Origin of the sequence: Saccharibacillus sp. CPCC 101409 (genome assembly GCF_030518235.1) — a bacterium.
GTDB lineage: Bacteria > Bacillota > Bacilli > Paenibacillales > Paenibacillaceae > Saccharibacillus.
Genome location: NZ_JAULSA010000006.1, coordinates 238,273 through 264,999 on the forward strand (window position 1 = coordinate 238,273; position 26,727 = coordinate 264,999).

At 61.4% G+C, this 26,727-nt stretch carries 18 protein-coding genes and 1 pseudogene; 16 read left to right on the forward strand and 3 right to left on the reverse strand.

Translation table 11 applies throughout. The annotated features are described in order from the left end of the window. Positions 1-101 precede the first annotated feature (101 nt). From QWJ34_RS15375 to QWJ34_RS15415, 9 genes are all read left to right on the forward strand, one after another. Positions 102-872 (forward strand): ABC transporter ATP-binding protein, encoded by a 771-nt coding sequence (locus QWJ34_RS15375; protein WP_302729110.1) that lies wholly within the window; start codon positions 102-104, stop codon positions 870-872. Then, the gene (locus QWJ34_RS15380) at positions 847-2,793 is read left to right on the forward strand and encodes an ABC transporter permease (RefSeq protein WP_302729112.1); all 1,947 of its coding nucleotides are present in this window, start codon (positions 847-849) and stop codon (positions 2,791-2,793) included. Before QWJ34_RS15375 ends, QWJ34_RS15380 begins: the two co-directional genes overlap by 26 nt. Before the next feature lie 84 nt (positions 2,794-2,877). Next, positions 2,878-3,873: a hypothetical protein gene (locus QWJ34_RS15385; RefSeq protein ID WP_302729114.1), complete on the forward strand. Its 996-nt coding sequence runs from the start codon at positions 2,878-2,880 to the stop codon at positions 3,871-3,873. 219 nt (positions 3,874-4,092) lie between these two features. Continuing rightward, positions 4,093-5,124 carry an ABC transporter substrate-binding protein gene (locus QWJ34_RS15390; RefSeq protein WP_302729115.1) on the forward strand — a complete coding sequence of 344 codons (1,032 nt, stop codon included), beginning with the start codon at positions 4,093-4,095 and terminating at the stop codon, positions 5,122-5,124. Positions 5,125-5,770: 646 nt separating this feature from the next. Further along, positions 5,771-7,522 (forward strand): helix-turn-helix domain-containing protein, encoded by a 1,752-nt coding sequence (locus QWJ34_RS15395; protein WP_302729117.1) that lies wholly within the window; start codon positions 5,771-5,773, stop codon positions 7,520-7,522. A 445-nt stretch (positions 7,523-7,967) separates the two neighbouring features. Beyond that, a complete protein-coding gene (locus QWJ34_RS15400) occupies positions 7,968-8,948 on the forward strand; it encodes an ABC transporter permease (protein WP_302729118.1) in 981 nt (326 codons plus the stop codon). A gap of 60 nt (positions 8,949-9,008) precedes the next feature. Continuing rightward, positions 9,009-9,887, forward strand: a complete 879-nt coding sequence (locus QWJ34_RS15405; protein WP_302729120.1) for a carbohydrate ABC transporter permease — start codon at positions 9,009-9,011, stop codon at positions 9,885-9,887. A gap of 43 nt (positions 9,888-9,930) precedes the next feature. After that, positions 9,931-11,445, forward strand: coding sequence for an extracellular solute-binding protein (locus QWJ34_RS15410; RefSeq protein ID WP_302729121.1), 1,515 nt, complete (start codon positions 9,931-9,933; stop codon positions 11,443-11,445). 156 nt (positions 11,446-11,601) lie between these two features. Then, the gene (locus QWJ34_RS15415) at positions 11,602-14,178 is read left to right on the forward strand and encodes a helix-turn-helix domain-containing protein (protein WP_302729122.1); all 2,577 of its coding nucleotides are present in this window, start codon (positions 11,602-11,604) and stop codon (positions 14,176-14,178) included. Between the two features lie 408 nt (positions 14,179-14,586). Here QWJ34_RS15415 and QWJ34_RS15420 read toward each other — a convergent pair whose 3' ends face one another. After that, positions 14,587-15,711, reverse strand: a complete 1,125-nt coding sequence (locus QWJ34_RS15420; protein WP_302729123.1) for an ArsR/SmtB family transcription factor — start codon at positions 15,709-15,711, stop codon at positions 14,587-14,589. Positions 15,712-15,868: 157 nt separating this feature from the next. Between QWJ34_RS15420 and QWJ34_RS15425 the strand changes: the two genes are divergently transcribed. Continuing rightward, positions 15,869-17,665: a glycoside hydrolase family 2 protein gene (locus QWJ34_RS15425; protein WP_302729124.1), complete on the forward strand. Its 1,797-nt coding sequence runs from the start codon at positions 15,869-15,871 to the stop codon at positions 17,663-17,665. A gap of 19 nt (positions 17,666-17,684) precedes the next feature. Here QWJ34_RS15425 and QWJ34_RS15430 read toward each other — a convergent pair whose 3' ends face one another. Continuing rightward, a complete protein-coding gene (locus tag QWJ34_RS15430) occupies positions 17,685-17,933 on the reverse strand; it encodes a hypothetical protein (protein ID WP_302729125.1) in 249 nt (82 codons plus the stop codon). A gap of 578 nt (positions 17,934-18,511) precedes the next feature. Here QWJ34_RS15430 and QWJ34_RS15435 point away from each other — a divergent pair. The 4 genes and pseudogenes from QWJ34_RS15435 to QWJ34_RS15450 all read left to right on the forward strand — a co-directional run bounded on the left by QWJ34_RS15435 (position 18,512) and on the right by QWJ34_RS15450 (position 23,515). Further along, positions 18,512-19,033 (forward strand): tetratricopeptide repeat protein, encoded by a 522-nt coding sequence (locus QWJ34_RS15435; protein WP_302729127.1) that lies wholly within the window; start codon positions 18,512-18,514, stop codon positions 19,031-19,033. 48 nt (positions 19,034-19,081) lie between these two features. Further along, complete coding sequence (locus QWJ34_RS15440) at positions 19,082-21,031, forward strand: amidase family protein (RefSeq protein ID WP_302729129.1); 1,950 nt, start codon at positions 19,082-19,084, stop codon at positions 21,029-21,031. A 243-nt stretch (positions 21,032-21,274) separates the two neighbouring features. Then, positions 21,275-21,769, forward strand: a pseudogene (locus QWJ34_RS15445) (GNAT family N-acetyltransferase); the annotation flags it as partial. A 909-nt stretch (positions 21,770-22,678) separates the two neighbouring features. Further along, positions 22,679-23,515 (forward strand): protein kinase domain-containing protein, encoded by an 837-nt coding sequence (locus QWJ34_RS15450; protein WP_302729283.1) that lies wholly within the window; start codon positions 22,679-22,681, stop codon positions 23,513-23,515. Between the two features lie 132 nt (positions 23,516-23,647). Here QWJ34_RS15450 and QWJ34_RS15455 read toward each other — a convergent pair whose 3' ends face one another. After that, the gene (locus QWJ34_RS15455; RefSeq protein WP_302729130.1) at positions 23,648-24,082 is read right to left on the reverse strand and encodes an Rrf2 family transcriptional regulator; all 435 of its coding nucleotides are present in this window, start codon (positions 24,080-24,082) and stop codon (positions 23,648-23,650) included. Between the two features lie 257 nt (positions 24,083-24,339). Between QWJ34_RS15455 and QWJ34_RS15460 the strand changes: the two genes are divergently transcribed. Both QWJ34_RS15460 and QWJ34_RS15465 read left to right on the forward strand, forming a co-directional pair. Then, on the forward strand, positions 24,340-24,756 hold the full coding sequence (locus tag QWJ34_RS15460; protein ID WP_302729132.1) for a GNAT family N-acetyltransferase: 417 nt from the start codon (positions 24,340-24,342) through the stop codon (positions 24,754-24,756). Between the two features lie 149 nt (positions 24,757-24,905). Further along, on the forward strand, positions 24,906-26,699 hold the full coding sequence (locus tag QWJ34_RS15465; protein ID WP_302729133.1) for an ABC transporter ATP-binding protein: 1,794 nt from the start codon (positions 24,906-24,908) through the stop codon (positions 26,697-26,699). Positions 26,700-26,727 lie beyond the last annotated feature (28 nt).

A 26,727-nucleotide genomic window follows, 5' to 3' on the forward strand; every position in this document is an offset into this window, starting at 1 on the left:
CCGCCTTAACCGGCATGTAAGAAAGCGTTAAGAAGAACCCATAGCCGCCGTACAGCGTCTGCATTAGACTGGAAACGAGTGAAAGAAAGGGGAATCCGGGAATGAATATTTTGGAAGCCGAAAATCTGAATAAAGTTTATCCGGGCAAAGTGTCCACGCAGGCGCTGGCCGATATCCATCTGACGATCGCGGAAGGCGAGTTCGTCGGCATCATGGGGCCGTCGGGCAGCGGCAAGACCACTCTGCTCAATATGGTGTCGACCATCGACACGCCGAGCTCGGGCACGGTAAAGATCGGGGGACAGGATCCGTACATGATGAAGCGCAACGAACTCGCCAGGTTCCGGCGGCGCGAGCTGGGCTTCGTATTCCAGGACTTCAATCTGCTCGATACGCTGACCGTAGCGGAGAATATCGTGCTGCCGCTGACGCTGGACGGCGTAAAGCTCAAAGAAATGGACGAGCGGCTGCATAGAATCGCGGACCGGCTCGGCATCACGGACATTTTGAACAGCCGTACCTACGAAATCTCGGGCGGGCAGCGGCAGCGGACGGCGATCGCCCGCGCGGTCGTTACCAGCCCGTCGATCCTGCTCGCGGACGAGCCGACCGGCGCGCTCGATTCGAATGCGTCGCGCATCGTGATGGAGTCGCTGGAGAGCCTGAACGAGCGCGAGCGGACCACGATCATGCTGGTGACGCACGATCCGCTGGCCGCGAGCTACTGCCACCGCATCGTGTTTATCAAGGACGGGCGGCTGGCCGCGGAGATTCACCGGGGCGAAAGCCGCCAGGCCTTTTTCCAGAAAATTATCGACACCCTCTCGTTCTGGGGAGGTGGCGCGCATGAACTTTCCTCGATTCGCGTATAACAACGTCAAGCGCAACGCGCGGGCTTACTTCGCTTATTTCCTGAGCAGCGCGTTTATGGTCATGATCTTTTTTTCGTTCGCCGTGTTTATTTATCACCCCGCGAACGACCGGGAAGGCATGCACCGGATGGCGAAAGCGAGCATGAGCACGGCGGAGTACATTATTTTCGTATTCGCTTTCTTCTTCGTGCTGTATTCGATCAGCGTGTTCCTGAAGTCGCGCAACAAGGAATTCGGGCTGCTGCTGATGCTGGGGGCGAAGCCTTCGCAGCTTAACCGGCTGGTTTTTCTGGAAAATATCCTGATCGGAGCGGGAGCGATTCTCAGCGGTTTGGCGGGCGGGCTGCTGCTGTCCAAGCTGTTTCTGCTGGCCGCCGCGAAGATGACGGGAACCGGCGAGCTGCCGTTTTACTGGCCCGTCGAGGCCGCGCTGCTGACTTTCGGCGCGTTTTCGATCCTGTTTCTGGCGATTTCCGTACTGACGCTGCTGTTTGTGCGTAAACGCAACGTTCTTGAATTGATCCAGGGCAGCGCCAAGCCGAAAACGGAGCCCAAAGTCTCGATCTGGCTGGCGCTGCTCGGCGTCGCCCTGCTGGTTGTCGGATATCTGGCGCTGCATACGGAGAAACAGGATTTCAATCCGTCGTCGATCTTTGTCGCCGCGGCGGCGGGGATCGCGGGCACTTATTTCTTCTATTCGCAGCTGTCCGTCCTATTCATGCGTCTGCTCAAGCGCCGCCGGGCGTTCGTCTGGAAACGGATCAACCTGCTGTGGATCTCCGAGATGGCTTATAAAATCAAAGATAACGCGCGGGTGCTGTTCCTGGTCACCGTCGTCACGTCCATCGCGGCCATGAGCACGGGCTTCGTCGTGTTCAACTGGCAGCAGGCCAAAAGCGCTTATGCCAGCGATCCTTACGCGATGAAGCTCAACTATTACGGCGACACGGCTTCCAAAGAAGCGCATATGCAAAAGATCGCGGAGAAATTGGACGCGTCGGGCATCGATTACCAAGCGCAAGAAATCGCTTTTACCGATACGCGTTCGACCGTCGATACGGAAGGTCCTTATATCGAAGTGGTGGCGGCTTCGGATTACCGGCGGGTGTCGGCCGACTGGAAGACGCCCGCCTATCAAGCGAAGACGCCCCGCGCCGCGCTGCTGCTGCTTCCGGACGGCTTCGTCTGGAAAAACGCTCCGGTTGTGGGCGGGGGGATGCCGGCGGAATCCTTGAACGAGCCGCTGGAAATCGAAAATACAGCGGGCGGAGCCTCGTTCAGCAAAGTGAGCTCTACTCCCATGCTGGTCGTATCCGACGAGACTTACGGCGGAATCGCATCGGTTCGCGGGGACGGCCGGCCTTCGATTACGCGCGTTTATTACCGCGTTCCCGACTGGGATTCGAAGCCGTACGACCCGGAAAGCCGGGAAGTCCGGTTGAGCATGGAACTCCAGCGCTCGATCCGGGAGATGCAGGCCGCCGACGGCACATCCGGTTATATGAACAGCCGCGCCGGGAGCTACGAGGAAGGCCGGCAGTATATGGCGGTGTTCAGTTTTATCGGCATCTTTATCGCGCTGATGTTCTCGCTGACCTCGGCCAGCTTCCTGTACTTCAAACTGCATGCCGAGCTGTCGCGCGACGCGCAGATGTACCGTTCGCTGTCGAAGACCGGACTGAGCATCGGCGAGATGCGCAAATCCGCTACCCTGCAAATCGCGCTGCTGTTTTTTATCCCGATCCTCGTGTCCGCGGTCCAGACCTTCGTCGTGCTGGACCCGATTCTGGCGCTCATCAGCGTTCAAGACATCAGCGTGCCGATTCTGCTGACGATGGGAGCTTTCCTGGCCGTGCAGGCGGTGTATTTCCTGATCGTGCAGACGCGTTATATCGGCCGGTTGAAGAAAGTCATGGTATAGGGGTATAAAATAAGCAGAAAGAAACGCGCCGCCGCGAGCTTTCCGCAAGCCTGCGGCGGCGCTGCGAACAGGAGGAACATCGATATGGCGAAAAATGAAGCGCAGCGGATCGTGGTGCCGCTTGCGGCCGCGGCCGATTTGTCCGAACATCTGGAAGGCTGGTCGTTCGTCTCGGCCGCGCTGGGCTACGACGGACGCGCTTACGTCCTGCTGATCGACGAAACGCCCGAGCGGATCGAAGGCTCGTTCGTGCCGACGGAGCTGAAGCGTCCGGCGGCATACAAAGCGCTGATCGTCGATATCGGCGAGGAGCGGGCGGAGCGCGAAGAAGCGGACCCGCTGCGGACGGACGCCTCCATCGTGGAAGAAGTCCGGATCGAAGGCGAAAGTTTCAATTATCACTTTATCCAGCCGCTGGGCGAAGACGAACTGCTGCTGGTCGGAGCGCGCTGTTCTTATTACGCGCACGACCGGATCGACGATAACGCCGCGGTCTTCGGCCGGAACGGCGCTGTGCTGCGCCGCTTCGTGCTCGGCGACGGCATCCAGAACGTGCAGACGACGGCCGGCGGCCTGATCTGGACAAGCTATTTCGGCGAAGGGGTATTCGGCAATCGCGGCTGGGTCACGCCGATCGGCGAAAGCGGACTGATCGCCTGGGATTCAAACGGCATTCGCGTATTCACGAACGTCGAAGCGAATATCCAGGACTGCTACGCGCTGAACGTCGTATCGGACGACGAAGTCTGGTTTTATTATTACTCGGATTTCCGGCTGTGCAGGCTGTCCGGTCCGGCGGCGGCGCCCGAAGTTTCGTTTCTCGATCCCAAACTCGAAGGAGCGTCGGCGTTCGCCTCGGACGGCCGCCGGTTCTTGTTCGACCAAGGATACGGCGCGCACGGGCAGTATCTGCTGCTGAGCCGGGACGACTCCGGCGTGCTGACGCACGGAGACACGCTGCTGTTCGCCCTTGAAGACGGCCGGACGTTCGAGCCGGATCTGGCGGACGGCCGCGGCGATACGCTGCTGCTGGTCAAAGCCGCCAGGCTGCATGTGTTCAAGCTGGAAGAATGGCGGTGAGCCGAAAGGGTGCAGCGCAGCAGCTTCGGCGAGAAAGCGAAAACTTGCAAACGCGCAGACGCAAAATTAAGATTTTGGACGCAAAGCCGGGACGATTCCGGCTTTTTGCCGTGTATTTGTGCAAAAAACACGCCCCCGATGTGCATTGTTTCTCTTTGGGACAGCAGCTAGAATGAGGAACAGATCATTGAGAACGATAATCAATTGGGGGCATAACAGATGACAAGCAGCAGATGGACAGCGATACAAACCGGCGCGCTGGCGCTGATTCTCGTGTGCGGAGCGGCGTTGGCGGGCTGCGGGGCGGACGGTTCGGCGGGCGATGCGCAGAAGACGGACGAGCCGCGAACGGAGACATCTTCGTCGGGACAAACGCAGGCCGACTCGACGCAGAGCGATGCGAATCCGGCAGACGGCGAAACGCGCGCCATTCAGGGCGAATTCGGAGAAGTGACGATTCCGGCGCATCCGAAGCGCCCGGCCGGCATTTATCTGGAAGACTATATGGTCGCGCTCGGCGTTACGCCGGTTGTGCAGTGGTATCACCCGAGCTGGGGCATTCAGGACTATCTCGATCTGGACGCGCCCAAATTCGATATCAGCGGAAGTCCGGAAGCGCTGCTCGCGGAGCAGCCGGACCTGATTATGCTCGACGGCGGCATGGACAAAGCGGCTTACGAGACGTACGAGAAGATCGCGCCGACGTACCGCCTGCCGGAAGACGTGCTCCAGGATTCGAAAAAAGTGCTGCTGGCCGTCGCCGACGCGCTCGGCATCCCGGACAAGGGGCAGGAAGTGCTGGATCAATACGAACAGACGGTCGCGGACGATAAAGCGAAATTGCAGGAAACAGTCGGCGGCGAAACGGTCGCGGTGCTGCGTCTGAACGGCGGCGACAAAACGATGGCGCTGTTCGGCGTCAAAAACCGCTACACCGGCTCGATTTACAGCGAACTGGGCTTGACGCCGCATCCGCTGGCGGGCGAGATGACGGAATACCAGGAGATTATTTCCGAAGAAGGCCTGGCCGATCTCGACGCGGATCATATCTTTATTTTCCCGGCCAACGGCGATTGGGATTCGGAAGAGAACAAGGAAGCCGAGAAGCTGCTGGAACGCCCGGTCTGGCAGTCGCTCAAAGCCGTGAAGAACGATCATGTGTATGTGGTGGAACGTTCGTACTGGCAGTCCGGCGGCATCCGGGCGAACCTGATGAAATTTGAAGACGTGATGAAGCATCTGGCGCCGTAAAACGGGAATAGGCGGGCCGAAGCGGATTAAGTCGATAAAGCGGGTCGAGCAGGTGAAACGGATCAAGCAGATAAAGTGGCTAAAGTAGATCAAGCAGGCTAAGTAGATAAAGCGAATCGAGTAGGTCAAGTCGATAAAGCTTTGCGAGGCGTTCGGGAAGTCGTTGGGACTTTTCGGACGCTTTTTGCCGCTGTCTGCGCATCGAAACGACGGCGGGGCGGACCTTCGGCGGTTGGGTTTGACGCTATCCGCGCATCGCAGCGCCTATGGAGATGGAGGTTAAGCGGCTAACGGAACCCGGCGGCGTTATTTGGCGGAAAGCAGCTTTGGATAAACGGATTACGGGGGATTAAGCGCATCTGTTTCCGTTAGCCTGTGGAGATCGTATAAAAGAGGCGAATAGCGTCACGGAGTTCCGTTAGAGTGTACGGATGGCTGAACGCCTGCACGCTCCAAATATTTATCGCAGTATGACGTATCGACATTTGCGTTTGAGGTTAAAACGTTGTCGGATTCCCGAGTTTGTTTTATACTGTTCACCAGTGATAACGGTTCTCAATTAAGGGACATGTTGAGAAGCGGCGCCTGTACGGCAAAAAAGATCGACGATTCGGCGGTACGGTGCGGGGGAATAGGAGGCGAAACGATGGAGCAGCCGATTGGCGCGTACATATTGACGGATATTCGTTACGAGGCAGACGGGCGGGTCGTTGGCGCGGATGTCAGCGGCGAACAGGCCGCTTCGACGGCGGAGAAACCGCAGGAAGCGGAGACCGGCGAAGCTCTGCGGGAGAAAGCCGGGCGGGAAGCGCGCGGCGAGAAAAAGGCGGATGCTGCCGGGGCGGAGCTGTGGATCGTGACCGGAGGAAGCGGGACGCTGAGATTCGGCGGAGCGGCTTATCGCTTGGCGCGGGGGCGGCTGATTCTCGGCGCCTTCGCGGGGGCGGAGCCGGAGCGGGATGCGCGCGAGGCGGAGCCCCTGACGCTGTACCGGCTGGCGTTCAGGATGCTGGACGCCGACGGCGGGCCCGCGCCGGCGGAGCGCGGGCTGCCTTTTGCGGGCGCGCTGGACTGCGCGCCTTTCTCGTTCTTCGCGGAGCGGGCGCAGGAACTGCACACGCGCCGCGAAGAGCACGGAGCCGCCGCGGCGCTGCGGCGGCAGATCCTGTTCCAGGAGCTGCTGCTGGCCGCGGTGCGGCAGCAGGCGGAACGTCCGCGCGCCGGCAGCGCGGAGAGCGTCCGCGAAGCGGTGCGCCGTTCGGTCGAGCGGATCGGGCGGGACTATCGCGAGCCGCTGACCGTGGAGGCGCTGGCCGAAAGCGCGGACGTCGGGCGCTGGGCGTATACGAATCTGTTCAAGGAGATGACCGGCCGCCTGCCGCTCGACTACGTGAACGACGTACGGATCGGGCAGGCGAAGCGCCTGCTGCTGGCGACCGACGACCGGCTGCACGAGATCGCGCAGCGCACGGGCTTCAGCAGCGAGTATTATCTCGGCCGCCGCTTCAAGAAAGCGGCCGGGCTGTCGCCCGGCCAGTACCGGCGCTTCCACCGCCGGGAAATTCGCGTCTTCGCGCCGTATCTCGAAGACGCGCTGCTCGCGATCGGCATCGTGCCGGTCGCGCAGTACAGCCACCGCGCCTGGGGCGTGCAGGAATACCTGCCGCTCGGCGGGGTGCCCGCGTTCGATATCGCGGAGGGGACGCGCGAAGATCTGTCGCGCCTGAAGCCCGAAGTGCTGCTGTTCGACGACGGCTTCGAACGCTGGAACCTGGACCGTCTGGACGGCCTTGCGCCCAGCCTGAGAATCGAGCCGCCCGGCGAATCCTGGCAGGCCAGGCTGCGCCGGGCGGCGGAATGGTTCGGCCGGGAATCCGCGGCCGAAGAAGCCCTGCGCCGCTGCGCCGAAGCGGCGCGCGAAGCCCGCTCCGCGCTCGCCGCGGCCGCAGGCCGCCGCGGCGAACGCGGTCTTTCCGCCGGCTCCTCCGCTTCGCCCGCCGCCGGGCTCGGCACCGTCGCGTGCCTGCGCGTTTCCGCCCGGCATATCATGCTGTATGCCGAGCGGACCGGCTACACCGGGCCGGTGCTGTACGGCCAGCTCGGCCTGGAGCCGCCGGCCATGCTGCGCCGGCTGCCCGAAGGGCGGCGCCAGGTGCTGCTGGCGCCGGAAGAACTGCCGCGGCTGGACGCCGACCATCTCTTTGTCGTATTCGACAAATCGGAGAACGAACGCCCCGGCGACGAACGCCGGCTGCTGGAGCATCCGGTCTGGCGGGGCCTGCCCGCCGTCCGCGCGGGCCGGGTATACGAAGCGGATTTCTTCGCCTGGATGAACTACGGGCTGCTGGCGCACGAGCGTAAAGTACGCGATGTTATGAACGCGCTCGGCCAAGCATAGGATACGTTTCCTAAGCTGCGAACCCCGGGCGCCCGACTGGAGCGGGCCGTTTCCGGCCTTGTCCGCGCAGCCGATTCTCTTCGACCTGCTTCGTGAATACCCGGTTGCTTCCGCTATCCGGGACGGTTCAAGCCGCACCGCGCACACAGAGCTTTTATTTGGCACGCTTTCGACGAAAAGCCGCGTTTTACCGGCGATTTCCGCCTCTCCACCGCCGCTGCAAAAAAAGTCAACGCCCGGAAATTTCCGTGTGATTCCGCGGAAATCCGGGCTTTTTTCACGCTTTTTTGTAGGCGTATACAATAAAACGGCGATCTTTCTCCGCTGTGCGTCCGTTCCGCAAAAAGCGTCGATTGCCGGAAACCCGTCCGCCCTCTATGCTGTCGTTAACCGCTTCCGGCAGCGCACCGGACGCAGTCAAATCATACCATGGAGGTGGGGCACTATGGCTTCCCGGATCGAAGCGGCCGGCAAGAAAGAAATTGAAAGCGCCTACACGGAAAGCGCGGCCGCGGGACGATGGCGAAGCGTCTGGAACGGCGTCAAACGCGACCGGTATCTGTATCTGCTGATGCTGCCGGGCATCGTCTTTTTTATCCTGTTCAAGTACGTGCCGATGTGGGGGATCTTGATCTCGTTTCAGAACTACTCGCCGTATCAGGGAATGTGGGCCAGCGAATGGGTGGGACTGGAGCATTACATCCGCTTTTTCTCGAATCCCGACTTTCTGATCCTGTTCCGCAACACGATGGCGATCAATCTGCTGTCGCTGACGTTCTTTTTCCCGCTGCCGATCCTGCTCTCGGTGATGATGAACGAGCTGCGCGGCGCCAAATTCAAGAAAACGATCCAGTCGATCGTGTATCTGCCGCATTTCCTGTCGTGGGTCATTATCGTGGGCATCACGTTCCTGCTGCTGTCCACGGGCGAAGGGATTATCAACCAGCTGCTGGCCGCGGCCGGGTTGCACCGGATCGACTTCCTGACCAATCCGAATTATTTCTGGGGACTGCTGACGGTTCAATCCATCTGGAAAGACGCGGGTTGGGGCACGGTGCTGTTTCTCGCCGCGATGGCGGGCATCGATCCGCAGCTGAACGAAGCGGCGAAGATGGACGGGGCCGGACGGTTCCGCCAGATCTGGCATATCACGCTGCCGGGCATCCGCTCGGTCGTCATTATCCTGCTGATCCTGCGCATCGGGCATATTATGGACGTCGGCTTCGAGCAGGTGTTCCTGATGATGAACGGCGCGGTGTCCGATGTGGCCGACGTGTTCGATACGTATGTGTACCGCCTCGGCATCAAGCAGGGCCAGCTCAGCTTCAGCACGGCGGTCGGGGTGTTCAAATCGATTGTCGGCCTGATTCTGGTCATCGGGGCGAACAAGCTGGCGAAGAAATTCGGGGAAGACGGCGTGTATTGACCGGCCGCGTCCGGCTGCAAACCCGCTGTTTGATCGAACCCCGAGAGGAGGAAAGCCGCAATGGTCGAAAATAAAGGAGACCGCGCGTTCAACGTATTCAATATCCTGCTGCTGACGCTGATCGGGCTCGTGACGCTGTTTCCGCTGTATTACGTGCTGGTGGTGTCGTTCACCGATCCGTCGGAGTTTATCCGCAACAAAGCGACGCTGTTCCCGCACAAATGGAGCCTCGCTTCCTACAAATATCTGCTGTCCACCGGCGCGTTTATCCGGGCGATCGGCAACAGCGCGTTTCTCGCCACGGTCGGGACGGTGCTCAGTTTGTTCGTAACTTCGTGTTTGTCCTACGCGCTGTCGCGCAGACGTCTCCAGGGCAGAAGGCTGGTGCTGCTGCTGATCCTGCTGACGACGCTGTTCAATCCGGGCATTATCCCGCCGTATCTGCTTGTGCGCGATCTGCATCTCATCAACAGTATCTGGTCGCTAATCCTGCCGGTGCTGACGAGCGGGTGGTATGTGCTGCTGATGAAAGGCTTTTTCGACAGCATCCCGTCCAGCCTGGAAGAAGCGGCGCGCATCGACGGCTGCAACGATATCGGCGTCTGGTGGCGCATTATCCTGCCGCTGTCGCTGCCGTCGCTCGCGGCGTTCGGATTGTTCTACGCGGTGGCGTACTGGAATACGTTCTTCACGGCGCTGCTGTATATCAACGATTTCGGCAAACAGCCGCTGCAGGTCCTGCTGCAAAATATGCTGATCGACTCGTCGACGGCATCGGGCGGCAGCGCCGCGGCGGAGATGGCCGCCGAGCAGCAGATTCCGACCGAAACGCTGAAAATGGCCGCCGTCGTCATCGCCACCGTGCCGATTCTGTGCGTGTATCCGTTCCTGCAGAAGCACTTTGCCAAAGGCGCGATGGTCGGCTCGGTCAAAGAATAAACGCAGCAAAGCCAATCAACCGAAACGAAAAGGAGCGATAGATATGAGGAAAAATGCGCGCGTCAAAGCGGGGCTGTCCGCCGTGCTGATTCTGTCGATGCTGACAACCGCCTGCGGGAGCAAAAATGCGGCTTCCGGCGTGCCGGAGGACGGCAAACCGCTTCCGGTCAGCATAATGTCGATGTATTTTACGCCCGAGCCGCCCGATGCCGAAAATGTGGTATTGAAAGAAATCGAAAAGCGGACCAACACCGATCTGAATATTACCTGGGTTTCGCCGAACAGCTACGGAGACAAAGTCAACGTGACGCTGGCGTCCGGCGATATTCCCGATCTGATGCTGGTGGACGATCCGTTCTCGGCGCAGATGCGCACGATGGTGCAGCAGGGCGCGTTCTGGGATCTGACGCCGTTTATCAAAGATTATCCGAATCTGGCGGGATTTCCGGAAGAAACGTGGATCAACACCAAGCAGGCCGACGGCAACAACTACGGCATTCCGCGCGTGCGTCCGGTGGACGGCGGTTCGTTTCTTTTTTTACGACAAGACTGGCTCGACAATCTGAAACTGGACGTGCCGCAAACGACGGACGAGTTCTACGAAGTGCTGCGCGCGTTTACCGAAGACGATCCCGACGGCAACGGCAAGGACGACACGATCGGCTTTACGGGCTACGTCAGCCAGAGCAATATGGGCAGCTACTCGACGCTCGTCAATGCTTTTACCGGGACGACCGGCGATTGGAAGGAAACGGACGGCAAGCTGACCAACGTCAACCTGCTGCCGGAGATGCGCGACGCGCTGGAATGGCTGCAAAACGCTTATAAAGACGGGCTGATCTCGGAAGATCTGGCGGTGCTCAAAGAAAGCCAGACCAAAGATCAGCTGAAAGCCGGCCATGCGGGAGCGTCGCAGAATACGGTCGAAGCGGCGTGGGAGCCGATGGAGGAGCAGCTCAAAACCAATCCGGACGCCGACTTCCTGCCGCTGGTGTCGATGAACGGATACGTCAACCGGGACAGCGGATTCTTCTGCATGTTCGTCATTCCCAAAAGCGTGCCGGAAGCCAAAATGAAAAAGCTGCTCGAACTGATGGATTACGGCGCTTCGGAAGAAGGCGGAACGCTGGCGAGCTACGGGCTGGAAGGCGTGCATTACACCGAGGAGAACGGCATCAAAACGACGACCGAGCAGGCCAAAACGGATATCGTCGCCCAGCAGGCGCTCGGACAGATTTTTATGCCGTACGACAAGTATCAGCGCGCGTACCGGGTTGGCATGCCGCAGGATATTCTGGAGCGCAACAAAAAGATTATCGACGAGCGCGCCGCGATCAGCATCCCGGACAAAGCGGTCGGGCTGTACTCGGAAACGAACGTCTCGGCGGGACCGGAGCTGAGCAAGGAAATCCAGGATATGAAAACGAAAGTCGTGCTCGGCAAGCAGTCGCTGTCGGCGTGGGACGATTACGTCGCGAAGCTGAAAACCAACGCGGATCTGCAAAAGATCACAGGAGAGCTGAACGAAGCGTACGCGCAGCGGAAGGCTTCGAAGTGAAGTAAAGCGAAATAAAGTGAAGCAAAGTGAAATTCGGGCAGGCTTCCGCCGATGCGGAAGTCTGTTGCGATTTTGGGCTTTTTTACATAAAATAGGGGCGGAGAAAAAAGCATTCCGCGAACAAGCGGCCGGCATACGGGGGAAGGAGCGAACGGAATGACGCGCATCGGAGATTGGGTCAAAAAGCTGCCGGGCGGGCGAAGCCGCGAACGAAGAGGGCGATTCTACCGCTACAGCCTGATTCTGGCGCTGTGCATGGCGAGTATTCCCACGGCGCTGATCGCCGCCGCGTCGTACGCGCTCGGCACCGCGCATATCGAACGCGAAGTGATGGCGAGCCACCGGACGCTGGTCGAGCGCTCGGCGGCGAGACTGGACGAGCTGTTCGACCAGCTGGAACTGTCGGCCAGCCAGTGGTCGCTCGACCCCAGGCTCGGCAGCACGCTGAAGCGGGCCAACCTGAGCATGGAGTATCAGCGCACGAACGAATTGTACCGGTTTCTCGGCCTGATGAAAGCGACTTATCCGCGTCTGGAAGACGCGCGGCTGCTGCTCAACCGCAGCGAACCGCTGCTGCTGTCGGAATCGGGCGGCGTGCGGCAGATTTCGTTCGCCGAAGACCGTAAGCGATTTCAGGAATTGGTGGAGCGGCACGCCGATCTCTACTGGATCGAAGATTTCCGCTGGACCGCGTCGGACCCCGGTTCGGTGGTGCTGGTGCGCAAGCTTCCGGGCTACGGCGCGCCGTACGGAGCGCTGCTGCTCAGCCTGGACCGCGGCAAGCTGGAGGAATTCGTGGGCGAAGCGTCGTTCGAAGACAAAAGCGCTTCGTATCTGTATGCCGAAGGCGGTCGGTCCGTGATCCGCGTCGCGGACGGCATGCCCGAAGACCGTCTGTTCGAAAGCTCGCTGCGCGAAGAACTTTCGTCGCGGGCGTCGGACGGGGAGAAGCCGTCCGATTCGTATCTGTTCAAGTGGCGGGGCAAAACGTACTCCGTTTCGTACAGCCTGCTTCAGCGGCCCGGCGCGGTCTGGACGTACGCGACGGTGTCGCCGATCGAAGCGCTGACCCGCCCGGTCGTCATGCTGTCCCGTTCGCTGCTCGGCGTCAGCCTCGCCAGCATGCTGCTGGCGCTGCTGCTCGCCTGGCTGGCATCGCGCCGCCTGCACCTGCCGATCCGTCGGCTGGCGGATATGCTCGGCGCATCGCGCGCGGCCGAGCCGCAGCCCGGCCGGAGCCGCAGGCGGGGTCTTCGCGGTCTGCTTCGCCAAGGCGGCGAAGAAGATTACGACGAGCTGCGCCATATCGAGCGCAGCTGGCGCGAGCTGGAAGGAGCCAAGCGCGAAGCGGAAGCGCGGCTGGAGCGGACGTATCCCGAGCTGCGCGCGGCTTTCTTCATGCAGCTGATGCAAGGACATTACCGCTCGCTGGACGAGCGCGAACTGCTGCCGCGGATGGCGCATTTCGGCTGGCCGCTGGAGAGCGGCGAGCGGCTCTTCGTCGTGCTGCTGCGCGTCGGCGTGCTGTCGCCGCCGGAATCGCAGTTCCGCGATGAAGACGAGCTGCTGATGACGTTCGCGGCCGCGAACCTCGTCCGGGAATTCATCGGTCAGCGCCGGGACCGGGCCGAGGTCGTGAACTTTCAGGACGGCAGCGTCGCCGCGCTGATTCCGTATACGGAGCCGGATGAAGGCACGGCTTCCGAAGTCCGGAAGCATGGAGGCGCGCCGCCGGAATCGGGGCGATGGACGGAGCCTGGCGAAACGGCCGGATTCCGGCCGACGGCTGCCGGGGAGAACGTTATGTTTCATGCAGGGACTTCCTTTGAAGCCGGCATCGTCTCCCCGGGCGGCGGACAAAGCGCGCCCGATTCGGCGCGCAAAGCGCTCGCCGAAGAACTGGCGTCGGTCGTGCGCGCCACGCTGCGGCTGCGGACGGTAGTCTGTACCGGCGAAGCGGGCGGCATCCTTGAAGTGCCGGAACTGCTGCACGCGCTGCGCGGCGTTCTGCGCGGCGTGCCGGACGCCGAGTCCTGCCGCGTGCTGCATCTGGGCGAGCTGCTGCCCGGAGCGGGAGCGGGCGGCGCTTATCCGTTTGCGCTGGAGAAAGAGCTGATCCAGGAAGTCAGGCTCGGCCGGATCGGGGAAGCGTCCGGGCTGACCGGGAACTTCGTCGCCGAGCTTTCGCGGCGCTCCGCTTCGGAAGCGGAGCTGCGGGAAGGAGCGCTGCATCTGCTGGGCAGCCTGCTGCACGTCATGCTGGAGAACGGCGCGCGGCCCGAAGGCGCGGAAGGAGCGGATCTGTACGAACGGCTGCTGGAGCTGCGCCAGCCGGAAGCGATCGAGGCTTTCCTGCGGCTGCGCGTGCTGGAGCCTTACGGCCGCGAACTGGAAGCGGGCCGGCAGCTGGAGACCGGGCGGCTGGCCGAGCGCGTGCGCCTGGAGCTTGAGCGGGATTACACGGCGGACTTCTCGCTCGAACGCTGCGCCGAGCGATTCGGCGTCAGCCCGTACGCGCTCAGCCGTTCGTTCAAGCAAACATACGGCCAGACGTTCGTCGATTACGTCATGACGCTGCGTCTGGACAAAGGCCGCGAGCTGCTGCGCACGACGGATCTCAAAGTCAACGAGATTGCCGAAGCCGTCGGCTATCATCCTTCGTACTTTATCCGGCTGTTCCGCAAGCAGGAAGGCATGACGCCCGGACAATACCGGGCGGAGAAGGAAGGCTGAACGGCGAAAAAGTCCTGCTGGCCAATATTATGGATATATCTTGTGCGCGGCATTTCGTGCGGCGAGCAGGGGTTCTGTGCGAACGGCAAGCCAGCCCGGATCGCGAGCTCCGGATCGCCGAACCGCGCAGCAGGCCAGAGGCAGCCAATCCGCACAGCGAGCTGCCAAAATCCACTTTATTCCGTGGGAATTCGTCCGATTTGACGCATAAACTGCAAAAATCCACCTTAATCTTCGGAGCTCGGCGATTGTCGGCTTCCGGAAGAAGATAAGGTGGATTTTTGCATTTGATTGGATAGGGGCGGGGCTTGTTCGGCGAAATAAAGTGGATTTTCGCACTTGGTTGACTGGCGATCGCGGAGTTCCGATTCGTTCAGGCGGGCGGCGCCGCCCTCTCTTGCCGCCGCGCTATCCCCGCCGTTCCTCGCCGCCGTCGCCGAACTTCACCGATACTTCGATATCGCGGTCGTAGTTGCCGAACCCGCGGCCGAACAGGCTGACGCCGCCCGGATGGCCGGCGTCGGCGCGGTTTTCGATCCGCAGCGCGATCTCGCCGCCCGCCGGGCGGTTCGATGCGGAACGCGTCTCCGCGGCTGCGCTCGCCGTCCTGTCCGCTTTGCCGCGCGCGGCCGTGTCCGCCGCTTCCCTCGCCTTTGCGCTTGCCGCCGCCCGATCCGCCCTGCCGCCCGCCGCCCCCGGACCCAGCGCTTCCGCGCCGTCCGCTGCGGCGTCGGACGCCGGTCCGTTCGCCGCCGAGATGCCCAGGTCGTCCGCCGTGACGTCCGACAGCTTCATGCCGTCCATAAACGTCCCGTCGGCCCGGACGGACAGCGTCTTGAGCAGCCCGTACTGGCTGTTATGTTCGCTCCACCAGGCGGGCGTATACTGCCCGCGCGTGCCGCCGAAGTTCCCCGGGCACGTCCAGGTGCCCACATGCAGGCCGCCGATATGAAAGTCGATATCGGACGGCCAGTTGGCGTTGTAGCCGGGCGCTTCCGAGCCCAGCTCCAGCGTGACCGACAGCTCGCGGACCGTTTGGCCGCCGACCAGGTAGTTCGGAATCCGGTACTCGACGTAACCGGACCCGAACCACAGATGCCGCGCCGATACGTGGTCCGGATCGGCGAAGTAACGGGGATCGTCCACCATGCCGACGATCCGCGTTTCCGACGCCAGGCCGCAGGTGGGCCTGACGTCGTGGGCCACATACTGGCCCACCGGCAGCGATACGGAATAAGCGCTGCGCTCTTCTTCGGACGGCCGCGGCCGGAAATTCAGCACCAGGCTGTCGAGCGCCAGCCGGCAGACTTTGCGCCGTCCGCGGATGCCGGAGACGCTTTCGGTCGCGAGCAGGCCGGCGCCCTCCATCTTCTGGACGTGCTTCGTCACGATCGCCGACGACAATTGCAGCTCCTCGGCCAGTTCGCCGACGCTCATCGGTTTCTCGCCCAGCAGCTCGACGATCCGCACGCGCGTTTCGGAGGCGAAGCATTCGAGCAGGGGCATATTTTGCAGCGTTACGGGCACGTTCATGGTTTCTCTCCTCCGCTTCTTTGTGTCTATTGTATAACTCATAAGTTATTTAATCAATTTAAAGTTGACTTAAATGAACGTTTATTGCATACTGTTTTCGAAGATGTAAGCGTATTATTTAAATAACTTTAAAGTTAACAAAAGGAGCGAATACACAATGAGCACGGTGCAGGGGACGGAAACGGGCGGCGCGGCGGAATCGATCTATCGGGAGGAATATCCGCGGCCGCAGTTCCGGCGCGAAGCGTGGGCCAATCTGAACGGCGAATGGGAGTTTGCGTACGACGACAAAAACGAAGGCATTCGGGGAAACTGGTACGGCGGAGAACAATCTTTTTCGCAAAAAATCCAGGTTCCGTTCGCGTATCAAAGCAAACTGAGCGGCATCGGCGACCCGGATTTCCACGACAACGTCTGGTACCGCCGCACGTTCGAGATTCCGGAATCGTTCGCGGATAAGAATGTGCTGCTGCATTTCGGCGCGGTCGATTACGAAGCCAAAGTATGGGTGAACGGCGTATTCGTCGCGCGGCACGAAGGCGGACATACTCCTTTTAAAGCCGATATCACGCATGCGCTGAACCGGGAATCCGCCTCCAACACGCTGGTTGTGCAGGCGCTCGACGAAAGCCGGAATCTGGAGCTGCCGCGCGGCAAACAGTTCTGGAAGCAGGATTCGGCCAGCATTTTCTACACGCGCACGACGGGCATCTGGCAGACGGTCTGGATGGAGGCGGTATCGCCGGTCTATCTGGAAAAAGTCAAAATCACGCCGGACATGGACAACAAGTGCGTCAAGATCATGCCTTACGTCGCGAATTTCGCGCCGGGAACCGATCTCAAACTGCGGGTGTCGATTTCGTTTAACGAACAGCCGGTGGCGGAGCAGACGTATTCGGTATCGAGCCGGACCGTCAACCATGCGATCGGGCTGAGCAACTTCAACTTCCACGAGCGCGAAACCTGGTGGTCGCCGGAGAACCCGAGCCTGTACGATATTACGTTTACCCTGATCGAAAACGGCGCGGAAACCGACACGGTCGACAGCTACTTCGGCATGCGCAAGATCTCGATCGACGGCGGCAAGCTGTGTCTCAACAACGGCCCGTACAAGATGAAGCTGGTGCTCGACCAGGGCTATTTCCCGGACGGCAACCTGACGCCTCCGAGCGACGAAGACATCCGCAGGGACGTCGAGCTGACCAAGGAAATGGGCTTCAACGGCGCGCGCAAACACCAGAAACTCGAAGATCCGCGCTACCTCTACTGGTGCGACAAGCTCGGCCTGCTGGTGTGGAGCGAAGCGGCGAACGCTTATATGTACTCGGACGAGTATGTGGAGCGCTTCAACCGCGAGTGGATCGAATCGATCGACCGCGACTACAACCATCCGTCGATCGTCGTCTGGGTGCCGCTGAACGAAAGTTGGGGCGTGCCGGATCTGGCGCGGGACAAAGTCCAGCAGCACCATTCCGAAGCGCTCGTGCACCTGACCAAATCGCTCGACCCGATGCGTCCGGTCATCTCGAACGACGGCTGGGAGCACACGACGAGCGATCTCATCACCATTCACGACTACGAGTGGCAGCGCGAAGTGCTGGAAGAACGCTATGACAGTGCCGACAAAGCGCTCAGCCTGATTCCGGGCGGCCATCCGATTATCGCCTACGGCTATTCCTACGGCGGCGAGCCGATCCTGGTCACCGAATTCGGCGGCATCGCGTACAAGAAAAGCGATTGGGAAGGCTGGGGCTACTCCGGCGCGAGCAGCGACGAAGATTTCGAAGAGCGCCTGCGGAGCGTGATCGACCCGCTGCTCAAAGCCGAACTCGTGCAGGGCTACTGCTATACGCAGCTCACCGACGTCGAACAGGAGATCAACGGCCTGCTGACCTACGACCGCGTGCCGAAGATTCCGCTGGACAAGATCCGGGCGATTAACGAAGGGCGTTAAAGGGAATGGCTTCGACTCGTTAAAAAGGAAGCCGGCCCGGCGTGTACGCCGGAAATCCGGGTGGAAAATGCGGCGGATGTATCCGGCGGCCTTCCTGCGGGAAGCGGCGAAAGTTGCGGAAGCGCGGCGGTTTACGTAATCGGCTCGCTGCGTTAACCGTTACCGGTTCGGGCGCCTGCTGCCGACGCGAGGGTTCGAGGGCATTTTGAGCGAATGTTTGATTGAATGCTTGGTTGAATGCTTGATTGAAAAAGCGCTTCGCGCGCATCCTGCGGCGTCCTCCTTATGGACCCGGGGCTGCGTTCGAGGCGTTTTTTCGACGTTGGACGAGGAAGTTGTCTCAATCGATGGACTAAATCTTTCCGCCGCTTTCCCGCTTTCGGAGCTGTAACGGAACGTCATTCCTTTAGCGTGCTGCCGTTCACTGAAAAGGGACGATTTCGGCCGATTTGCTGATTTTAACGTCGCCTCGTTCCGTTAGAATTCGTATACGTGGAAAAACAGGCGTTTAGCGTCTGTACGTTCCGTTAGCGCGCGTATCGCGCGGCGTTTGGGCAGTCGCCTGGCGGTTGGGTAAAGTTCGATCGGCAAAACGGAACTCCGCAGCGACCTGGCCGGCCGGATTTTTTGCGTAGTCCGCGTTTGCTGTATCTGTTCGCGCCAAACGCTTTGTCCGATGTCGGTTTCGTTTCCTCTTCGGGAGCCGCCGCATCCGGACAAAGCTTTTTGGCGCTGTGAGGTTGTCGAAGGGTTTGGCAGCCGATCGGCGAACTGTGGTAAGCTTTTGTCAAGCGCTTACTTTATGAAAAAGTCCGGCGTACGACAAACGGAAGCGGAGGAACGGGAGTGGACACGGAAAATCGAACGACCGGGTTGGAGCAGGCCGTCCGCTTGCGCCGCGAAGGCCGTGGCGAAGAAGCGAGAACGATGATGCTGGAGCTGCTGGAGCGGCAGGGCGAATCGGCGATGCTGCTGTACGAGCTGGCTTCGACGCACGACAATCTGGGACTGGAGCGCGCGGCGGTGCCGTATTACGAGCGCAGCCTGGAGCTGGGGCTCGGCGAGCCGGACCGCGCGGAAGCGCTGCTCGGGCTGGGCAGCACGTATCGGGTGCTCGGCGAATACGAACGGGCGGCCGAGATTCTGCGCGCGGCGGCGGCGGAATATCCGGAGCGGGCCGAACTGCGCGTTTTCCAGGCGATGGCGCTGCACAATCTGGGCCGGCACGCCGAAGCGATGAACCTGCTGCTGACGGAAATCGCCGATCATTCCTCGCACGAAGGGGTACAAAGCTATCATAGAGCGATTCGCTATTATGCGGACAAGCTGGATCGGGTCTGGGACCGGGACGATCCGGCGGAAGATTGAGCCGTAGGGAACGAAGACAGAATCACCAGAACAGGGGGCCGAAGATCGATGCGGGAAAACGAACACGAACACGATCGGCAGCGCTCGGGCCGGCCGGAACGCGAACCAAGCAGCGGCCGGGCCGCCGACAGCCGGCTGGGCACGCCGGTGGAGAACGAAATTCCGATCGCCCGGCCGGCCGCCGGCACGGGGCCGGCGAGCGGGCTGCGGCGCGAGCGCCAAAGCGCCGAGTCGGCGCCGACGAATCCCGCCGCCGCCGGCGCTTCACCGGCCGGCGGAACCGGTTCGCCCCGCACGGCGAACCCGCACCCGGGCCCGAGCCCGGGCGCGCCAAGCGGCGCGGCGCCGGACACGCGGGCCGCTTCGAGCGGCCCGGCTGCCGATACAGCCGGCGCCGCCGCTGCGGCATCGGCGGCGGACACGGCTTCCGCGCTCAAGCTGCGGAATTCGTTTGCCGCGGACGAAGAAGTTCCGCAGGCTTCGTCTTCCGCGAACCGGAGCGCTCTTCGTTCCAACGCGGCGCACGACCGCGAAGAGATTACGGACGAAGACCTGCTTGAACTGACGATCGAAACGTTCAAGGAGAAGCTGCAAAGCGGCCGCTGGACCTGTCTCCAGCTGACGCAGGCGTATATCGAGCGGATCGGGCGTCTGGACGGCGAACTGAACGCTGTGCTCGAACTCAATCCGGACGCCGCCGCGCTGGCGAAGCAGCTCGACGACAACTTCGACGAGCTGGGCTCGCTGCCGCTGTTCGGCGTGCCGGTCCTGCTCAAGGACAATATCGATACCGCCGACAAGATGACGGCGACGGCCGGTTCGCTGGCGCTGGAAGGCCGCCGCGCGCAGAGGGACGCGTTCGCCGCGGCCCGGCTGCGCGAAGCCGGCGCCGTCCTGCTCGGCAAAGTCAATATGACGGAATGGGCGAATTGCATGTCGTGGAAGATGCCGTCCGGCTACAGTTCGCGCGGCGGCCAGACCCGTAATCCGTACGGCGATTACCCCGTCGGCGGATCGAGCACCGGTTCGGCCGCCGCGGTGTCGGCCAACTTCGCGCTCGGCGCGATCGGTTCCGAAACGTCGGGCTCCATCGTCAGCCCGGCGTCGGCCCATTCGGTCGTCGGCATCAAGCCGACCGTCGGCTTGATCAGCCGCAGCGGCGTGATTCCGCTGTCGCTGTCGCAGGACACGCTCGGTCCGATCGCGCGGACCGTGCTGGACGCCGCGCTGATCCTGGAAGCGATGGCGTTCGGCGACGAAGCGGATGCCTGCACGCTGCTGAAACAGCGGCCGGTTTCGTTTCTGCCGGAGCGCTCGGCCATGCCCGACAGGCTGAAGGTCGGCGTGGTCGAGTCGTATGCGAAGAAGCTGGACCCGGACACGGCGGCCGTATTCGAACGGGCGCTGAAAGATCTGGAGCGCGCGGGCATCGAAGTGCGGCGCGGGCTGGAGTTTCCGGCGGACGAGCCGGAAGAAGGATCGGCGCACGGCGATGCGGAAGAAGCGCAAGCCGACGGCATCGTGCTGCGGCGCGAATTCAAAGCGGCGATCGACGCTTTTCTCGCCGAGCAGCCGCACGGCGAGTTTCCCGCGAATCTGGGCGAGCTGATCGCGTTCAACGCGGAGCACGCAGAGCGGCGTCTGCGCTACGGCCAGCATCTGCTGGAAGAGTCCGAAGCGGACGGCGGCGTTATGGACGACGAAGCGTATATCGAAGGCAAAGCTCGCGGCATCCGCCGAGCGGGCGAACGGGGAATCGACTTTGCGCTGCTCAAATACGGCGTGCACGCGCTTGTGTTTACCGGCAGCGAAGGCTCCGATCTGGCGGCGCGCGCCGGTTACCCGCTTGTGTCCGTTCCGGCCGGCTATACCGAGTCCGGACAGCCGGTCGGCCTGCTGCTGTCCGGAACGGCGCTGTCCGATCCGCTGCTGATCGAGATCGCGCACCGGTACGAGCGCAAAGCGAAGCGCCGCAGGCCGCCGGAGCGGTATTCGTAAGCGCGGGCGTGCCGCAACGGAATCTCGCCCGCGGCCAAAAGGGTTAAAAAATCTTCACTTCTTGCGCGCGGGCAGGAAAAGACCCGCTCGGCAGCGAAGCCTTGTGTTAAGAAAAACGTTTGAAAACAGGCGATTTCGCCTATAAACACGGCCCGGCGCCGTACAGACAAACAGCCGCAGACGGCGCTCCCGCTGCGAGATTCGGGAAGACCGATCGGGGTCGGTTACAGGGGAGGGAATTTCATGGAAAAAGACAGAGAGCCGGGCGAAGCGCTGCGGCCGGGCGGCAGCCCGGAAACTTACGGTTCCGGCGGACAAGAAGAGCAAGGCGGCGTTCCGGCCGTTTTGACGCAAACGCGGCGGTTGTCGATCCGCCCGTTTACGGCGGAGGAATGGCAGGCGGCGCTGTCCGATCCGGACGAGGAAGATGCCGCGCGGGGCTGCCGCGAAGAGCTGCGCTCCGGACAGGCGGCCGGCCTGCTGCCGGGACCCGCCGGCATTTATGCCGTTTTGTCCGCGGCGGGCGGCGAGCGGATCGGGCATATGATCTACCGCCCGCACGCGCAGCCGTTCACGCACGAGCTTGGATGGTTTATCCGGCCGGAGCACCGGCGAGGCGGCTATGCGTTCGAAGCCGCGGAAGCTTTGCTCGGGCATGCTTTTACCGATCTAGGTCTGCACCGGATTACGGTGTCCTGCCCGCCCGACAACCGCGCTTCCCGCGAGCTGGCGGAGAAGTTGGGGCTGCGGATGGAAGCGTATTTTCGCCGCAATATCCTCAAAGACGGACAATGGCTGGACGAGTGCGTCTACGCGCTGCTCGAAGACGAGTGGCGGATTCGCGAGCGGCTATACCGGCCGGAGACTTCGCCTTCGGCAGCGGCGAACGCGGCGGCGCAAGCGCGCGAGCCGGCTGTACCGGCTAAGGCGCAGGAACGGCAAGGACTTCCGGAAGTGCAGCTCGCGGAAGTATTTGAATCGGCCGACTCTCCCGAAGTGGTCGGGGCGCCCGCGGATCCGGTTGAAGTCGAAGCCGTCCCGGTTATCGACGTGGCTTCGCTCGAAGCGGAAGGGCACACGATCGATGCGTTCGAACCGGAAGCAGAACCGCAGCCGGGCATCGGGCAGGCGTTTGAAGCGGCGGCGCCCGACGAGCGGGACCTGACCGCAAACGAAGAATATTTCGAAGCTTCCGGAACTTTTGCGGCTCCGGAAGCCGCTGAAACTTTTGGAACGCCCGGTGCTTCCGGCGCGCCCGAATCTTTCGCGGCACCGGAGGTTCCCGAAGCGTCCGGACACGATGAAAGCCAAACTTACGGCGATGTTTCGCGCGATTCCGGCGATCCCGCGTCTTTTGGACATCCGGCTGCTTCCGAGGGTGTTTCCGATCCCTTTATCGAAGCTTCCGCCGAACCGTCCGCCGAGTTTTTCGGCGAAACGCAGCAGCCTTCCCCGGATTTCGGCGCCCGGCCGGAGCATCCGGACCCGCCGGAATTTGCGGAAACGGAATATGAACCCGAGTCCCCGGTAATCGCGGCGGAAGTCACGGAAGCGAGCGGCGAACCCGCCGTGCCGGCGGCCGTGTCGGGAATCGTGGTCGACGTTCAGCCGGCGCAGGCAGACGTGCCCCTGCCGGACGACGGGCTGATCGAGCAGTGGATCGACGGTATTCCGTTCGTGCTGAAAGAACCGCACGATTTCAACTGGCTGGCGCCGTTCGGGCAGGTGTTCCGCGTCTGGGACCGCCAGGATTCCGGCAATATCTCGTTCGGACTTGCGATCGAAGGCCAGCGCGTGTTTATCAAATACGCGGGCGCGCCGACCGCCGAGTACGAAGGGCGGACGTCCGATGCCGTAAACGCGCTGAGGGAAGCGGCGGACGTTTACCAGACGTTGAGGCATCCGGAGCTGGTGCGCATGCTGGATCATTTCGAAACGCCGGACGGCTACGCGCTGCTGTTCGAATGGGCGGAAGGTCAACTGCTGCGCCCGGGCGCCGAACTTCCGGTCGAGCATCCCGATTCCCCGACCGCGAGATTCCGCCATCTGCCGGCCGAACGGCGGATCGCGGCGATGGATGCGATCCTCGATTTTCATGCCCATGTGGAGTCGTTAGGATACGTGGCGATAGACTTTTACGACGGCAGTCTGATCTACGATTTCGACACCGGGCGGCTTACGATCTGCGATATCGACTTTTACCGTCCCAAGCCTTACGTCAACCAAATGGGCCGGATGTGGGGATCGTCGCGCTTTATGTCGCCGGAGGAGTTCGAGCTGGGCGCGCCGATCGACTCGCGCACAAACGTATTCGCGATGGGTGCGATGGCGTTCAGCCTGCTGGGCGGCGAGCGCGACCGTTCGCGCGAATTGTGGGATGCCGGAGAAGACTTGTACCGGGCTGCGCTCAAAGCCGTATCCGAGTTCCGGGAGGAGCGGTACGCTTCGGTACAGGAGATGCTGTCGGATTGGAGAAAGCGGTAGGGGCCGAACGAAGACCGCGGCCGTTCGGGCTTGAAGCCGGAAAGCGGGAAATTCATGCAAAAAGGACCTCATGTTCCACAGGCCGCTGTGGGATTTGAAGTCCTTTTTTGAACAAACGCATTGCCTGAAGGGTTATGATTCTTTGGCCGCCTGCCCGCCCGAATGATGAAGATGCTGCGGCATTTCGTCCGCAATCCGGCCAATCGTGGTCGCGCGCAGATGATCGTCCATTTTCTGCTCGGATTCGCGCATGACGCCTTCGATCAGGCAGCCGGGACCGTTGGAGTCGCAGCCTTTGAACAGCGGCGTGGTGCCTTCGACGGCCTGGATAATCTCCAGAAACGAAATCTCGTATTTGTCGCGCCGCAGACAGTATCCGCCCTGCGCGCCGGAGTAGGAGTCGATCAGCCCGGCTTTCGCCAGCTTGGTCAGAATCTTGGACAGATAGGTCGGAGAGACCCGCTGCTTCGCCGCCAGCTCCTGAACGCCTACTTTGACGTCCGCGGAGCGGGTCGCCAGATCGAGCATCGTATGCAGCGCATAGTTCGTGCCTTTGGAATAATTCATCGTCAACCGCCCTTATTTATGGATTGGATGGCCCGGCAGCCAAGCTGCCATCAAGGCCGGATGTACGGAATGTTCTGTTTCCATTGTCGCAATCCCTGGATTTCTAGTCAATCTTCTTGTAAGATCGTTACACCAGGATTTGGGATTTTCCATACGATCCGGGTGGGTTCGAGCGCCAAAGCTTCATTTTCGCAAAAAAAGGATCGCGGCGGCGCACAGCCATATTCCCTCGAAGCGAGGATAATCAGGAGGCCCCTATGACCATTCAGTATGTCGACAGCCTTGAATCGATTAAGGAAGATTCTTTTGCGGAGGGCTTTTTCGCCGGCTGGCCGAATCCGCCGAGTCCCGAGACTTTTGTGCGCGTGCTGCACGGTTCGGCTCACGTCGTACTGGCGCTTGACGACGAGAGCGGGCAGATCATCGGCTTTATCAATGCGCTGTCCGATGGGGTATTGAGCGCTTATATCCCGCTGCTGGAAGTGATTCCGGCGTATCAGAGCCAGGGCATCGGCCGGGAACTTGCGCGGCGGATGCTGAAAAAGCTGGACGGGCATTATATGGTCGACCTGCTGTGCGATCCGGAGCTGGAAAGCTTCTACGCGCGCCAGGGCATGAGAAAAGCCAACGGCATGATGCTGCGAAATTACAAGAAACAGTCGGGTATGTTATAATTGGCGCACTCAAACTTCAAGGAGGTCGTAAACATGAGCAGAGCGACGAATCGACGCAGCCGGACGGATAAGGGCGGCGCGGTTTCCTGAAGCATTAAGGCGATTCGCCCCCTTGTCCGTGGAATCACCCACACGGAGAGGGGTAACGCATGGATTTTTCAAATCCGCGATTCTCGAAACGGAAGTCTTCGAAGCAGCGGTCTTCGAACGGCAAATTTCCGGTCAAAAAATTTCTGTCTTACTACCGCCCGCATCTGAAATTGTTTACGGCGGTGCTGGTATGCGCGGCGATCGTATCGGCGGCAAGCCTGGCGCTCCCGCTGCTGGTGCGTCAGCTGACCAAAGAAACGCTTGCAAATGGTAACGCTTTCGCTATCGGCGAAGCGGTGCGGATCGGCACTGCCATGCTGGCGCTGATCCTGATCCAGAACGCCGGCGGTTACTTTGTGGATTATAAAGGACACGAAGTCGGCGCGCGGATGGAGCGGGATATTCGCGGCGAGCTGTTTGCGCATATGCAGACGCTGTCGTTCGACTTTCACGACCGCCGCCGGACGGGCGAGCTGATGTCGAGGCTGACCCACGATCTGCTGCTGCTGTCGGAGCTGTATCATCACGGGCCCGAAGATTATTTGAAATATTCGGTCCGCTTTGTCGGCGCGTTTATCATTTTGTTTACGATCGACGCGCCGCTGACGCTTACGGTATTCGCTTTTTTGCCGGTGCTGGGTCTGCTGACTTTGGTGTTCAACAAAAAGCTCAACCGTACGCTCACGCACAACAAAGAGCGCATCGCCGGAGTCAACGAGCAGGCCGAAGACAGTCTGGCGGGCATCCGCGTCGTCCAATCGTTCGGCGGGGAGAAGCTGGAGAACGGCAAATTCGGACAGGCCAACGAGCGTTTTTTTCGCAGCCGCAAAGCGACGTACCGGGCGGAAGCGCTGTTCTACAACACGTTCGAAACCGTGCTTCAGCTCATTACGGTCGCGGCGGTGCTGGTCGGAAGCGTGCGGATCGCGGGCAGCCGTCTTGATCTGGCGGACCTGATCGCGTTTCTGCTGTATATCGGCTATCTGACCGAACCGGTGCAGCGGCTGGCGCATATGAGCTCGCAGCTGCAGGAAGGCGTGACCGGCTTTCAGCGCTTTATGGAGATTATGCGCACGGTTCCGTCGGTGGAAGACCGTCCGGACGCCCGCAGGCTCGAGCGTGCCGCCGGCGGCATCGAATTTCGCGGCGTATCGTTTCGCTACGACAGCCGGGAATCCGAGACTCTGAACGAACTGTCGCTGCATATCCGGGCGGGCGAGTACGTGGCGCTGGTCGGGCCTTCCGGTTCCGGCAAAACGACACTTTGTTCGCTGATCCCGCGTTTCTACGACGTACAGGGCGGCGCGGTGCTGCTCGACGGGCGCGATGTGCGCGAGTGGACGCTGGAGTCGCTGCGCGGCGCGGTCGGAACGGTGCAGCAGGATGTGTATTTGTTCGGCGGCACCGTGGAGGACAATATCCGCTACGGCAGGCCGGACGCGGACGAAGCGCAGATCGTCGAAGCCGCCAGGCAGGCGGGCGCGCATGAATTTATCGCGGGTCTGCCGCAGGGCTACCGGACCGAGATCGGCCAGCGCGGCGTGCGGTTGTCGGGCGGACAGAAGCAGCGGCTGAGCATCGCGCGGCTGTTTCTCAAAAATCCGCCGGTGCTTATCCTGGACGAAGCGACGAGCGCGCTCGACAACGAAAGCGAAGCGGCGGTCCGGGAAGCGCTGGACCGGCTGGCCGTCGGGCGCACGACGCTGGTGGTCGCTCACCGCCTGTCCACGATCCGCGGCGCATCGCGCATCGTCGTCCTGACGGAGCGCGGGATCACGGAGCAGGGCGCGCACGACGAGCTGCTCGCGCGCGGCGGGATTTATGCGGAACTGTACGCGAAGTCTTTTATCTGATCGGAAGCAGGCGAAGATGATCCACGTT